Genomic DNA, 12,139 nt, shown 5'->3' on the forward strand with positions numbered 1-12,139 from the left:
TATATCGTCACTCTGTAATCTGGGCTTTGCAAACAGCCAGTATGGCTTCAGCATCCTGCGCAGACAAGGCTTGCGCCAGCTTCAATCCCAGCTCCTGCGGCTGATCTGCTGCTCCAGATGCTTCCGCCCGGGCAATGCGTGCGCCATCCGGTGTTGCCACCATGGCCCTGATCTGCATTTGCCCCTGACTGACCGTGGCAAATGCCGCCAGTGGGATTTGGCAACTGCCGCCAAAGGCTTTGGACACGGTACGCTCGGCTGTCACGGCCTGCGCCGTTTCAGTATGATTCAAGGCAGCCAGCATGGCTTGCAGCTCTGGTCGGTTATCGGGTATTTCTATCGCCATTGCACCCTGCCCTGCGGCTGGCAAGCTTTCTTCAGGGTCCAGGCAGGCACGTATGCGCTCAGGTACACCAAGGCGCTTAAGGCCGGCTGCAGCCAGGATGATGGCGGCATATTCGCCATTGTCGAGCTTTCGCAAACGGGTATCAAGATTGCCACGGAGAGGCCGTATCACCAGATGTGGGTAGCGTGCAGAAATCAAGGCCTGGCGTCGCAGGCTGCTGGTGCCGACGACAGCAGCTGCAGGCAAATCGTCCAGCCCGGCGTAGTCATTGGAGACAAAGGCATCGCGCGGATCTTCGCGCTCCAGTATGGCAGCCAGCATGAAACCTTCAGGCAAATCCATGGGTACATCCTTGAGCGAATGCACGGCCAGGTCAGCCCGGCCTTCTGCCATGGCGACTTCAAGTTCTTTGACGAATAAGCCTTTACCACCCACTTTGGAGAGAGCACGGTCAAGTATCTGGTCACCCCGGGTCGTCATGCCCAGGATCTCTATCTGCCAATCAGGATACAGTGCAGCCAGACGCTCACGCACATGTTCTGCCTGCCACATTGCCAAACGGCTTTCGCGTGAAGCAATAATCAATTTTTTAGAACTTGAAGATGTCAAAATAAGGCTACTTTCAACTATAGGGGCTATATGTAAAACCGAACCGCGATTTTATCATTGCAGTCAATAACTTTATAAGCAATTCAGATGACAAGATGATAGTTTTCAGTGAATTAAATGAAATGCAGAGACAGATTGAGGATAGAAACACGTCAAATCTGGTCAAACTTGACACAGCCAGCCTGAAAACGGCATCATAGCCATAGAACACGCTTTGATATAGGTCATGCCGCTCATGAACAAGCGGCTTTTTTTACGTATACTCTAAGCCATTAGCAATTTCACCGCATTACCCAACTGGATTTAGCATGCTCCCTGGTACCGAAGATAAAAAACACCTGATACTGACTGGCGACCGCACTACCGGCCCCCTGCACCTGGGCCATTTTGTTGGCAGCCTGCGCAACCGCGTCAAATTCCAGAACCAGTATGAGCAATACATCATGCTGGCTGATGCCCAGGCATTGACTGACAATATGGAAAATCCGGCCAAGGTGCATGACAACGTCATGGAAGTGGCACTGGATTATCTGGCAGCCGGCATAGACCCTGCCAAATCAACCATCTTGATACAGTCGCAAATCCCTGAATTGACGGAGTTGACTTTCTACTACCTCAATCTGGTCACAGTAGCCCGCCTGGAACGTAACCCGACGATCAAACAAGAAATCGTCCTGCGCAATTTTGAGCGCGACATCCCGGCTGGTTTTTTCACTTACCCAGTCAGCCAGGCTGCTGATATCAGCGCCTTCAAAGCCACCCTGGTACCGGTCGGTGAAGACCAGATACCAATGATAGAACAGACCAATGAAATCGTGCGTCGTTTCAACCGTCTGGCAAATAAAGATATTCTGGTGGAATGCCAGGCACTGGTGCCAGAAATTGGCCGTCTGCCTGGTGTGGATGGCAAGGCCAAGATGAGCAAATCTTTGGGCAATGTCATCAACCTGGGCTTTACACCTGCTGAAATCAAGGCAGCTGTACGCAATGTGTATACCGATCCACTGCATCTGCGCGTGGCTGACCCTGGCCATCTGGAAGGCAATGTGGCCTTTATCTACCTCGATGCATTCGATGAAGATAAAGTCGGCCTGCAAGAAATGAAAGACCATTACGTCCGTGGCGGCCTGGGTGACAGCATCGTCAAAGCCCGCCTGGAAGGCATCTTGCAAGATTTGTTGAAACCGATACGTGAACGCCGCGAAGAATTTGCCAAAGATCGTGGCCAAGTCTTGCAAATACTCAAGGACGGTACGCGCAAGGCACGCGAGATCGCTGCACAAACCACTGACGAAGTCAGGGCAGCATTGGGTTTGAAACACTTCTAAACTCGCTATCTTCATCTACCGGGGGATTCGAACCCCCGGGGCTTTTTTTCCCTTTGGGCGAAAACTTTATGAGCGCAACTGATTTTCATCTGACACTCAGTTCCGCTCGCGCCCTGCATCTGGCAGCACAAGGTCTGTTACAGCCACCGCCGCGCAAAACGGGCAAACAAGATGTGCTGGCGTGCATACGCAATATGTCGGCCCTGCAGATAGACACCATCAACGTGGTGGCCCGCAGCCCTTATCTGGTGTTGTGGAGCCGCCTGGGTCAATATGAACATGCCTGGCTCAATGAATTGCTGGAAGAAGGCCATTTATTTGAATACTGGTCGCACGAAGCCTGCTTCCTGCCTATAGAAGATTATGGCCTGTATCGCCATCAAATGGTGTCACCGCAAGGTCTGGGCTGGAAATACAATCACAAATGGCTGCAAGAAAATGCAAGCCAGGTAGAAGCCATCAGACAACATATACGCGACAAGGGTGCCAGCCGTTCTGCTGACTTTGAACGCACCGACGGCAAGAGTGGTGGCTGGTGGGAGTGGAAGCCGGAAAAACGCTCACTGGAAGTCTTGTTCACGACAGGTGAAGTGATGGTGGCCAAGCGCCATAATTTCCAGCGCATCTATGACTTGCGTGAACGTGTGCATCCGAAATGGAATGATAAAAAACATTTGCGCTCACCTGCTGAATGCGAACGCACACAGGTCTTGCAAGCCGTGCGTGCCTTGGGTATTTGCAAAGCCAGCTGGATGGCAGATTATTTTCGCATGGGTAAATTCGATGTAAAAAACCAGCCCGCACAATTGGTCAAAGAAGGCTTGCTGATTCCTGTGCAAATAGAAAACCAGGGACAGCTTTTTTACGTTCATCCAGATCGCATCACCACATTGCAACAAGCGCAGGACAATCAACTCAAGGCAACAGCAACCCGCATACTCTCGCCTTTTGATCCTGTCGTGTGGGATAGAAAACGTGCCATAGAGTTATTTAATTTTGATTACAAACTCGAATGCTATACCCCCGCTCCGAAACGGCGTTATGGCTATTTCACCCTGCCTATATTACGCAGGGGTGCACTGATAGGCCGCATGGATGCCAAAGCCCATCGCAAGGATGGCGTATTTGAAATCAAGAGCCTGCATCTGGAACCCGGTGTGCGTATCTCACAGGCACTGGCCACCGATCTGGGTAAAACCTTGCGCGAATTTGCCAACTGGCATGAGTGCACAGACATACAGTTGCAGCAAAGCAGCGCAAAAGAATTAGCACAACTTCTCTCTGCTCAATTTTGAGCCCCCCCAGTTTCTCAAAAAAAACCGGAAGTGAAACAGTAAATACATTGCCATTTTATTGTGCACTTTCTTTGATTCTGCTTGTTTGAAATCAAAGCTGGTGTAACAATTCAAGTGCACTATGTAGCGCATTCACGCTCAAAGGGTTCTCAAATGTACAAGCGCATATTGTTACCAACTGACGGCTCGGAACTGTCACATGCCTGTGTTGCTGCAGGCCTGGAATTTGCCCAGCAATTGCAGGCAGAAGTCATCGCTGTCTATGTTGCTAGCAATTATCAATACCCCTTATATGTAGACATACTCCCCCCCAACGGACCAACCGAAGAAGAATATCAGGCGGCCATGCAAACCATGGCAGAAACTTACCTGCAACCTGCCAGGGAAGCAGCAGTAGCCGCAGGTCTGTCTTATCGACAGGTCATACAGTTCAATGACTCCACCGCCAGGGAAATCGTCCACACTGCCCAGGAATATGCCTGCGATCTGATCTTCATGGGCTCACATGGCAGGAGCGGCCTGGGACAATTCATCCTTGGCAGCGTGACGACCAAGGTGTTGTCACTGTGCCTGATCCCCGTACTGGTACACAGGATCAAACATCACTGAGTCAGACTTAGGTCACATATAGTATCGGGCTACAGTACAATGATGAAAATCCTTACTCTGGCACAAGTAGTTGCTGCCAGACGACCTCACTGAACATGTACTGTAGCTGCCTATGACCCGCATCCTGATCGCCGACGACCACACCATCATGCGTGAAGGACTGAAACGCATCCTTGAAGGCATAGAAGACATACAAGTGGTTGCCGAAGCAGTAGATGGTTTCGACACCCTGGAAAAAGTACGCAACACTGAATTTGATGTCTTGCTGATGGACTTATCCATGCCTGGCCGCAGCGGGGTAGACCTGATACGCCAGATCAAGGATGAATTTCCCAAGTTACCGATACTGATACTCACCATGCATGAAGAGGAGCAGTATGCCGTGCGCGCCATACGCGCCGGTGCACGCGGTTACCTTACCAAGGAAAGCGCAGGCACACAGTTGGTTACCGCTCTGCGCAAGGTGGCATCCGGGCGACCGTATATCAGCATAGAAGTGGCAGAACAACTGGCCATGAGTGCCATGCCTGCGGACGATAGCCAACCCCATACCAGTTTATCTGACCGTGAATTTGAAGTATTCACTCATCTGGTGAAAGGCAAATCCATCACTGAAATCGGAGAACTCTTGCACCTGAGTGTGAAGACAGTCAGCACCCACAAGACCCGCATCATGCAAAAAATGAACATGAATAATTTGTCTGATCTGGTGCAGTATGCTGTTGCTCATCACCTCTTATAAACACAGCCCGCCTGAGCCAACCTTCCTCCTCGCCCAAGTTCTTCTTTAGCATCGCCAAACCAACCGGGATGGCTTGCGCCTCATCTCCTCACGTGCTTACCCTCTAGGAATATTCCTACCCAGGCAGCGCCAAATCTGACAGTTCAAATCAGCATCTCCTGATGTAAATCAAAGTCCATGCTCAGCATAATAGAGTCTGAGCAAACACACATGGCAAGCAAGAACATGAACCTGTACATCCTTGAGGATTCCATCCTGATTCAGAACCGCCTGATACGGTTCGTGGAAGAAGTGCCAGGCATACATGTACTGGGCGTCGCCAGCGATATGAGTAGCGCCTATCAAGACCTGCTCGGCAATGATGCCGATGCATTGATACTGGACCTGCAGCTCGCCGATGGCAATGGTTTGCAATTTCTGAAAAGCATAAAACAAAGCAAGCCCGCCATCAAAGTAGTGGTACTGACCAATCATGCGACTGAGGATAACCGCCTGCATGCCTTGCGGGCAGGTGCAGACGGTTTCCTGGACAAATCCACTGATTTTGGTTTGCTACAAGATTATCTGCTGCGCTGGCAGCAACCGAATTCGAATCATCAAATTAACTAATGTCACCTACCTTTAGGGAAAATATCATGACTACCGCAGTCTTCACCAACAGCATCGGCAATTCGCCCTCAGTCAGCAAAAGTGCTTTTCCTGCCATTTCCAACGAAGCTGGCTGGCGCTGCCATGGCAATCTCTGGTCTGATCTGCCTGAAGTGTGCGAACTCTTGCGCATTCCTGCTCCTGCCGCTTCTGCTACAGAAGAAGTGCTGTTCCAGCATGTGCGCTACAAGGCTGGTCAAAGAATCCACACCATAGGACAAGACTTTGAAACCCTGTACATCGTCAATTCCGGTTTCTTGAAAACTGTATTGATTGATGAATATGGCAATGAGCAGGTACTGAGCTTTCCTATGAAAGGTGACTTGCTAGGCATAGATGGCATCCACAATCAACAACATGCATCTGAAGCAGTGGCTTTATCTGATTGCGACGTCATCCTGCTACCTTACAAAACCTTTTCTGCGCTTGGCCGTACTTATGCAGAACTGGAACAAGCCATGTTCAGCGTCATGAGCCGCGAGCTGGTGCGTGAACAAATCATGATAGGCATGCTCAGCGCCCTCAGTGCCGAAGCCAAGGTGGCACGTTTTCTGACGACCTTGGGCGAGCGTTTCAGTCAACTCGGCTACTCAGGCAAATCTTTTAATTTGCGCATGACCCGCCATGAGATAGGCAGCTACCTGGGCCTGACACTGGAAACCGTCAGCCGCACCCTGTCTGCCTTCAATGAAATGCGCTTGATCAGCGTGGATCAACGTCAGATTGCCCTGCTCGATATCAGCGCCCTGAAAACCCTGCGCCGCCTGCCACCAGCCAAGGCGCGCAGCAAGGTCAGTGAAAAAGTATCCGCTCTGGTTGGCAAGAGTTTATTGCCGCAATGGAGCAAAGAAGTTGCTGTTGCCTTAAATTAGTGTAAGCTTTAGCAAGTTTTATAGATTTTTGCCAGGATTAAGCTTGGCAAAAATCTAGCTAACTTGTTTTTTTTCCACGATTTAACATCAAGGAGCAAAACATGCCCTACAAGACCATCCTGGTTCATGTCGATGAATCTGAACGTTCCAAGTTTCGCGTGCAGGTCGCAGCAGAAATTGCCCGGATTGATGAAGCTCACCTGATAGGTACTGCCGTGACCGGTGTCTCGCGCTTTATCTATCAGGATGGCAATATCAGCGCCAATGACCCCAATCTGACGATACATTTGAATTATTTGCGTGAACGCGCAGAGAAAGCGGCAGCCATCTTCCATCAACAGGTTCAGGCTCTGGGCGTCAATTCCTTTGAAAGCGTGATTGCCAATGATGAAGCTGGCGGTGGCGTAGGCTTGCAGGCACGCTATAGCGATCTGGTCGTCGTAGGCCAGACCAATCGTGATGAGCCTTCACCATCGGTATTACCTGACTTTCCTGAATACCTGATCATGAATTCTGGTCGCCCTATTCTGATCATTCCTTATGTTGGTGATGTGACGACAGTCGCCAAGCGTCCGCTGATTGCCTGGGATGCCAGCCGTGAATCGACCCGCGCCATCACTGATGCCATCCCGCTCTTGCGTCGTGCTGACCTGGTACAGGTGGCGATCTTTAATCCCAAGGCCGTGCCCGACGCTCATGGCGAACAACCTGGTGCAGACATTGCCCTGTATCTGGCCAGGCATGGCATCAAGGTAGAAGTTGGCGTGCATAAAACCTCTACTGATATAGGCAATGCCCTGCTCTCGCTGGCACATGACCTGGACAGCGATATGCTGGTCATGGGTGGCTATGGACATTCACGTTTCCGCGAGATGATCATGGGCGGCGTCACCAGGACCATCTTGCAGAGCATGACCGTGCCAGTGCTGATGTCGCATTAGTCGCTAGTCGCATCAAGCGAATTTTTCTGCCTTATTCAATGACACTTCTTGGCCAGGAGTGTCATTTTCATTTGCGACCATACACCTGATGAGCTGCCATCAGGCATTTCCACATTAAAATACCCGCTTACTTCTTAAAAAATAAAAACACATGGCACACGATTACCCCAGGTTGGTCAGGGCACGCTGGATAGCTGGTTCACTGGCCCTCCTGTCGCTCATCGTATGGCTGAATCATGCTGCTCTTTCCGCCAACCGCATGCCTGCGGCCTTGCCTGTGCATACAGTGCTGGAAACCGTCACTATCGTCATTTTCACTTCTGTATTCATCGTTTGCTGGAACGCCTTTGGAGGAGCTAGAAAAAAAAGCAGCGTCATCCTGGCTGTTGCTTTTCTATGCACTGCCATACTGGGCTTTATGCATGCCATTAGTTTCCAGGGCATGCCTGGCTTTCCCGATGCTGGAGACATGCATAAATCCTTACTGTTATGGCTGCTGTCGCGCTCGTTTATTGCCACTACCTTGTTGGGCCTGGTGCTGGCACCAGAGGATTCCGAGGTTAGCCCGACACAGGCCTATTTTGTATTGATTGCAGGTTTGCTGGCGACTGCCGTCTGGATGACGATAGTGTTCTCCTTGCCACATCTGCTACCGCTAACCTATATCGAGGGACAAGGACAGACTTCTTTTAAAATGGCTTGCGAGGTCGGCCTGATTGCCATTAACCTGTTCACCGCCTATCAGTTAAACAAGCGGGACGACACCATCTCCGGCCCAAATGAGCAGGAGCATCGTTTGCAGATAGAGAGGGCTCCCCTGTTTTTAGCGGCTAGCCTGCTGGCCATGTCGGAAGTGTATTTTGCTATTTATACCGATGGCAATGATGTTTTCGTCGCCATCGGCCATGTTTTCCAATTGCTGGCGGCCATTGCCATTTATCGCGGCATGGTGGCAGTCAATATCCATACGCCTTATGCCAGCCTGGCAGAAACCAGCCAGAACCTGGCCAGCTCTGCCAAAGAACTGAGTATAGAGCGTGAGCGCCTGAGTCGCATGATAGATACCGCCATAGACGGCATCATCACTATCGACGACAGCCAATCCATTATCCTGGTCAACCCTGCCGCCGCTGCCACCTTCGGCTATGAGGTACAGGATTTGATGGGTGCTTCACTTAATCTTGTATTGCCGGAACGGCATCGCAAAGTACATGGGAAACATGTGCAACAGTTCGGTGAGACTGGTGAAACCCGCAGGAAAATGGGGGGCAATTTTGAGGATTTCTATGTCACTGGCGTAAAAGCCAATGGGGAAGAATTTCCTATAGAAGCTTCAATTTCCAGCCAGATAGAAAATGGTAAACGTTTTTACACTGTCATCTTCCGCGACATTACCGAACGCAAGGTCGCCAAGGAAAAAATGGCGCTTTACCATGATGAGCTAACACAATTATCAGCCGCTCTGCAAAGCATACGTGAAGAAGAGCGTAAACATATCGCGCGCGAACTGCACGATGATCTGGGCCAGTTACTGGCTGCGTTACGCATGGATCTATCGTTGCTGCAAAGAGATAGTGTACTAACAGGAAAAACCCAACAAACCCTGAATAGCATGGATCAATTGATACTCACATCCATCACCACCTTGAGGCGGATTGCAAGCGACCTCAGGCCGCGTGCTCTGGATGAAGGTGGCCTTTACTTCGCCTTGCAAAGCTTGCAAAAAGATTTCTCTCAAAGACATGGTATAGACTCTGAATTGCAGGCCAACGAAGAACAACTGGCACTCGACGATGCGCGCAGCACAACCATCTTCCGCATCGTGCAGGAATCACTGACAAACGTGGCCAGACATGCCGATGCCACAGAAGTGCAAATCGTTTTTGAACGCAGTCCCGACATGTTGAGTTTCAGTATTACTGACAATGGCAAAGGCATAGAAGCAGACGAGATGCGCAAGTCACGCTCTTTTGGCCTGGTCGGCATGCGCGAGCGCGTCAAGGCCATGCAGGGAGAATTTCTGGTTGAAAGCCAGCCGGGTGAAGGAACCCAGTTGAAAATTAATTTGCCACTAAGCTAAGTAAATAAATCAAGTCAATAAGTTAAGCAAATAAGTTAAGCCAATACGATAAGCCAATACGATAAGCAAATCAGGTGAGCGTGCAGACTTGCAGAATTCAGTATAAGCTAACGATAAATCGCATCGTACCCGGAGCATCCCATGTCAGTTTCAGCACTCAATAGTGGCCTTTCAGGACTCAAGGCCTATAGCACGGCACTGGACAGTTCTGGCCACAATGTGGCGAATGCCAGTACGGCAGGTTTCATCCCGCAACAAGTCAGTTTTCAGGAGCAGCCTGCAGGTGGCGTCATTGCCAACATCAGCAAGGAAGGCAGCAGTCTGGCCTCTCAAGAATTGAGCAGCACTGATCTGGCAAATGAAATCGTGCAATCCATACAATTCAAAGCAGGTTTTGACTTGTCAGCCAAAATTGTCAAAACTGCAGATGAAGTACTGGGTACGCTGATCGATATCAAGGCCTGATGCCTGCCAGCCTGCCAGTCTTCTATTTCGCAGGCACAAGACATAAGAAGGATGGCATATCCTTCATATCAAAGTAGCAAAGCCCCAGAGTTCCTGTTCCCAGCAAGACTATCGCCGCCAGATTACGCAGGCCTCGCATGATGGTTTTATTCTGCGCTTGCCGCATGACTGCCTGAGTCAATAATAAGTGTGGCAAGGCAAACAAGCCAAAGATCAGCATCAATATCCCGCCCGACCAAGCATCGCCTGACAATAAGGCAAATGGCGCGACGCTATACAAAAGACCACAGGGCAAACAGCCCCAACTCATGCCCATTAAAAATGGATATTTGGTCGCCTGTTGCAGCGATGGCAGCCTCCTGCTAAGACTCACATGTAAATTTGCCAGGGCATTTCGCAGAAAGGCTAATGCTGGCGACAGGCCCAATACGCGCAAACCAAGGAATATCAACATCAAATTGCCGGCCACAAACAGGATTTGCTGGATAGGCAAATAGGGTTTGAACAACATACCTGCAGCACCCAGTCCACCAAAAATGCTACCGGCAATGACATAGGTAAAGATGCGACCACTTTGCAATAAGACTTGATAAAGCAGCCTGTCTGACCAATGATCAAGGGCTTGCCCGGCGACGGTAATCGGAATGATTTTATTCATGGATGCCGCAGGCTGATATCGCACCTGCCCTACCTGTGTCAACAGCATGGAAATACCACCACACATGCCAACGCAATGTACACCACCTATGGCACCGGCAGTCATTGCAGCAAATACCAAAGGCAGGCTCAGCATATCAAATCAGTTTGGAAAACCTGGCACTCGATTGCTGTGACAGATAGCGGTCAAAAACCATCGCCAATGCGCGCACAAACAAGCGCCCCTTGGGCGGGACGCTGATGCTGGCATCATCAATAAGGACGATGCCTTCTTTCGCATAGTCTTGCAGCGTCTGCAATTCAGTGACGAAATAATCAGTAAAAGAAATGCCATATTGCATTTCGATCAATTTGAAATTCAGGGTATTACTACACATCAGACTCATGATGACTTGCCTGCGCAAGATATCATCGGCATCGAGTTGGCAACCTTTTTCGACTGGCAGTATTCCCCGGTCCAGACAGGCATAATATTCATCCAGCGTGCGCAGGTTTTGCCCGTAAGATGCACCTACCTTCGCGATAGCAGACAAACCCAGGGCGATCAGGTCACAATCTGCCCGCGTGGTGTAACCCTGAAAATTCCTGTGCAAAGTGCCGTCCAGCGTCGCCTGTGCCAGGCTATCGTCAGGCTTGGCAAAATGATCCAGGCCTATGTAAACATAGCCCTCTGCCAGCAAGCGTTTGATGGACATCAGAAAAATCTGCAGACGTTGCTCAGCAGATGGCAAATCCGCCTCAGCGATGCGACGTTGTGGTTTGAAGCGCGTCGGCAAGTGCGCATAATTGTAGAGTGCAATACGGGCTGGTGAAAGCGCTATGACTTGATCCAGAGTTTGCGAAAAACTGTCCAGGTTTTGCCTGGGCAAACCATAGATCAAATCGAAATTGATGGATTGAAAACCACAGGCGCGACTGTCAGCTACCGTCTGCGCCACCATCTCATAGGGCTGTAGTCGGTGCACTGCTTTTTGTACATCCACATTAAAGTCTTGCACACCCAGACTGGTGCGATTGAAACCCAGTTCTGCCAATAATTGCAAAGTCGCGGTCGTGACCGTGCGTGGATCTATCTCTATGGAGATTTCTGCATCATCAGAAAAATCAAAGTGCTCGCGCAATAAATGCATCAAGCGCCGCAATTCATCGTGACTCAGAAAAGTGGGCGTCCCCCCACCCAGATGTAACTGGCTCAGAGTTTCACGCGCATGCAAATGACTGGTGACCAGGCTCAATTCCCTGGCCAGATATTCCAGGTATTTGGCAGAACGTCCGTGATCCTTGGTAATGACCTTGTTGCAAGCGCAGTAATAGCAAAGCGAGGCACAAAACGGAATGTGTATGTAGAGCGATAATGGCGGCTTATCAGCCAATCGGCTGCGCTCTTGCAGATAGCGGATATAGGTTTGTGCAGTAAAGCCATCGGCAAACCGGTCAGCCGTCGGATAAGAGGTATAGCGCGGCCCCAGGCTATCGAAACGGCGTATCAGGTCTTCGGGAATTTCTACCGCAGGGAATGCAGCCGCTTCATTCATTTTCATGGTGAT

Annotated in this window: 12 protein-coding genes; 9 read left to right on the plus strand and 3 right to left on the minus strand. The window is 50.2% G+C overall.

Features of this window, described 5'->3' with window-relative positions; translation table 11 throughout:
• Positions 1 to 7: 7 nt before the first annotated feature.
• The gene (hemC, locus tag ACO0LF_RS12565) at positions 8 to 955 is read right to left on the minus strand and encodes a hydroxymethylbilane synthase (protein ID WP_423014412.1); all 948 of its coding nucleotides are present in this window, start codon (positions 953 to 955) and stop codon (positions 8 to 10) included.
• A gap of 308 nt (positions 956 to 1,263) precedes the next feature.
• Between hemC and trpS the strand changes: the two genes are divergently transcribed.
• The 9 genes from trpS to ACO0LF_RS12610 all read left to right on the plus strand — a co-directional run bounded on the left by trpS (position 1,264) and on the right by ACO0LF_RS12610 (position 9,935).
• Positions 1,264 to 2,283 carry a tryptophan--tRNA ligase gene (trpS, locus tag ACO0LF_RS12570; RefSeq protein ID WP_423003987.1) on the plus strand — a complete coding sequence of 340 codons (1,020 nt, stop codon included), beginning with the start codon at positions 1,264 to 1,266 and terminating at the stop codon, positions 2,281 to 2,283.
• A 68-nt stretch (positions 2,284 to 2,351) separates the two neighbouring features.
• Positions 2,352 to 3,578 carry a winged helix-turn-helix domain-containing protein gene (locus ACO0LF_RS12575; protein ID WP_423014413.1) on the plus strand — a complete coding sequence of 409 codons (1,227 nt, stop codon included), beginning with the start codon at positions 2,352 to 2,354 and terminating at the stop codon, positions 3,576 to 3,578.
• Positions 3,579 to 3,731: 153 nt separating this feature from the next.
• On the plus strand, positions 3,732 to 4,187 hold the full coding sequence (locus ACO0LF_RS12580) for a universal stress protein (protein WP_423014414.1): 456 nt from the start codon (positions 3,732 to 3,734) through the stop codon (positions 4,185 to 4,187).
• 112 nt (positions 4,188 to 4,299) lie between these two features.
• A complete protein-coding gene (locus tag ACO0LF_RS12585) occupies positions 4,300 to 4,929 on the plus strand; it encodes a response regulator (protein ID WP_423014415.1) in 630 nt (209 codons plus the stop codon).
• A gap of 210 nt (positions 4,930 to 5,139) precedes the next feature.
• Positions 5,140 to 5,538 (plus strand): response regulator, encoded by a 399-nt coding sequence (locus ACO0LF_RS12590; RefSeq protein ID WP_423014416.1) that lies wholly within the window; start codon positions 5,140 to 5,142, stop codon positions 5,536 to 5,538.
• 26 nt (positions 5,539 to 5,564) lie between these two features.
• Complete coding sequence (locus ACO0LF_RS12595) at positions 5,565 to 6,449, plus strand: helix-turn-helix domain-containing protein (RefSeq protein WP_423014417.1); 885 nt, start codon at positions 5,565 to 5,567, stop codon at positions 6,447 to 6,449.
• Between the two features lie 101 nt (positions 6,450 to 6,550).
• Positions 6,551 to 7,390: a universal stress protein gene (locus ACO0LF_RS12600; RefSeq protein ID WP_423014418.1), complete on the plus strand. Its 840-nt coding sequence runs from the start codon at positions 6,551 to 6,553 to the stop codon at positions 7,388 to 7,390.
• A gap of 151 nt (positions 7,391 to 7,541) precedes the next feature.
• Positions 7,542 to 9,470 (plus strand): MASE3 domain-containing protein, encoded by a 1,929-nt coding sequence (locus tag ACO0LF_RS12605; RefSeq protein WP_423014419.1) that lies wholly within the window; start codon positions 7,542 to 7,544, stop codon positions 9,468 to 9,470.
• A 141-nt stretch (positions 9,471 to 9,611) separates the two neighbouring features.
• Complete coding sequence (locus ACO0LF_RS12610) at positions 9,612 to 9,935, plus strand: flagellar basal body rod C-terminal domain-containing protein (protein WP_423014420.1); 324 nt, start codon at positions 9,612 to 9,614, stop codon at positions 9,933 to 9,935.
• 22 nt (positions 9,936 to 9,957) lie between these two features.
• Here the strand turns inward: ACO0LF_RS12610 and ACO0LF_RS12615 are convergent, their stop codons facing one another.
• Positions 9,958 to 10,728, minus strand: a complete 771-nt coding sequence (locus ACO0LF_RS12615) for a sulfite exporter TauE/SafE family protein (protein WP_423014421.1) — start codon at positions 10,726 to 10,728, stop codon at positions 9,958 to 9,960.
• A 1-nt stretch (position 10,729) separates the two neighbouring features.
• A complete protein-coding gene (gene hemN, locus ACO0LF_RS12620) occupies positions 10,730 to 12,133 on the minus strand; it encodes an oxygen-independent coproporphyrinogen III oxidase (RefSeq protein WP_423014422.1) in 1,404 nt (467 codons plus the stop codon).
• Positions 12,134 to 12,139 lie beyond the last annotated feature (6 nt).

This window comes from Undibacterium sp. Di27W, from assembly GCF_049340345.1.
In the GTDB taxonomy this organism is placed as follows: Bacteria; Pseudomonadota; Gammaproteobacteria; order Burkholderiales; family Burkholderiaceae_D; genus Undibacterium.

Bases quoted from the DNA above. Each gene is read 5' to 3' on its own strand.
- ACO0LF_RS12575 (WP_423014413.1), top strand. From the start codon at position 2,352: ATGAGCGCAACTGATTTTCATCTGACACTCAGTTCCGCTCGCGCCCTG.
- ACO0LF_RS12600 (WP_423014418.1), top strand. From the start codon at position 6,551: ATGCCCTACAAGACCATCCTGGTTCATGTCGATGAATCTGAACGTTCC.
- trpS (WP_423003987.1), top strand. From the start codon at position 1,264: ATGCTCCCTGGTACCGAAGATAAAAAACACCTGATACTGACTGGCGAC.
- hemN (WP_423014422.1), bottom strand. From the start codon at position 12,133: ATGAAAATGAATGAAGCGGCTGCATTCCCTGCGGTAGAAATTCCCGAA.
- ACO0LF_RS12595 (WP_423014417.1), top strand. From the start codon at position 5,565: ATGACTACCGCAGTCTTCACCAACAGCATCGGCAATTCGCCCTCAGTC.
- ACO0LF_RS12580 (WP_423014414.1), top strand. From the start codon at position 3,732: ATGTACAAGCGCATATTGTTACCAACTGACGGCTCGGAACTGTCACAT.
- ACO0LF_RS12585 (WP_423014415.1), top strand. From the start codon at position 4,300: ATGACCCGCATCCTGATCGCCGACGACCACACCATCATGCGTGAAGGA.
- ACO0LF_RS12615 (WP_423014421.1), bottom strand. From the start codon at position 10,728: ATGCTGAGCCTGCCTTTGGTATTTGCTGCAATGACTGCCGGTGCCATA.
- ACO0LF_RS12605 (WP_423014419.1), top strand. From the start codon at position 7,542: ATGGCACACGATTACCCCAGGTTGGTCAGGGCACGCTGGATAGCTGGT.
- ACO0LF_RS12610 (WP_423014420.1), top strand. From the start codon at position 9,612: ATGTCAGTTTCAGCACTCAATAGTGGCCTTTCAGGACTCAAGGCCTAT.
- ACO0LF_RS12590 (WP_423014416.1), top strand. From the start codon at position 5,140: ATGGCAAGCAAGAACATGAACCTGTACATCCTTGAGGATTCCATCCTG.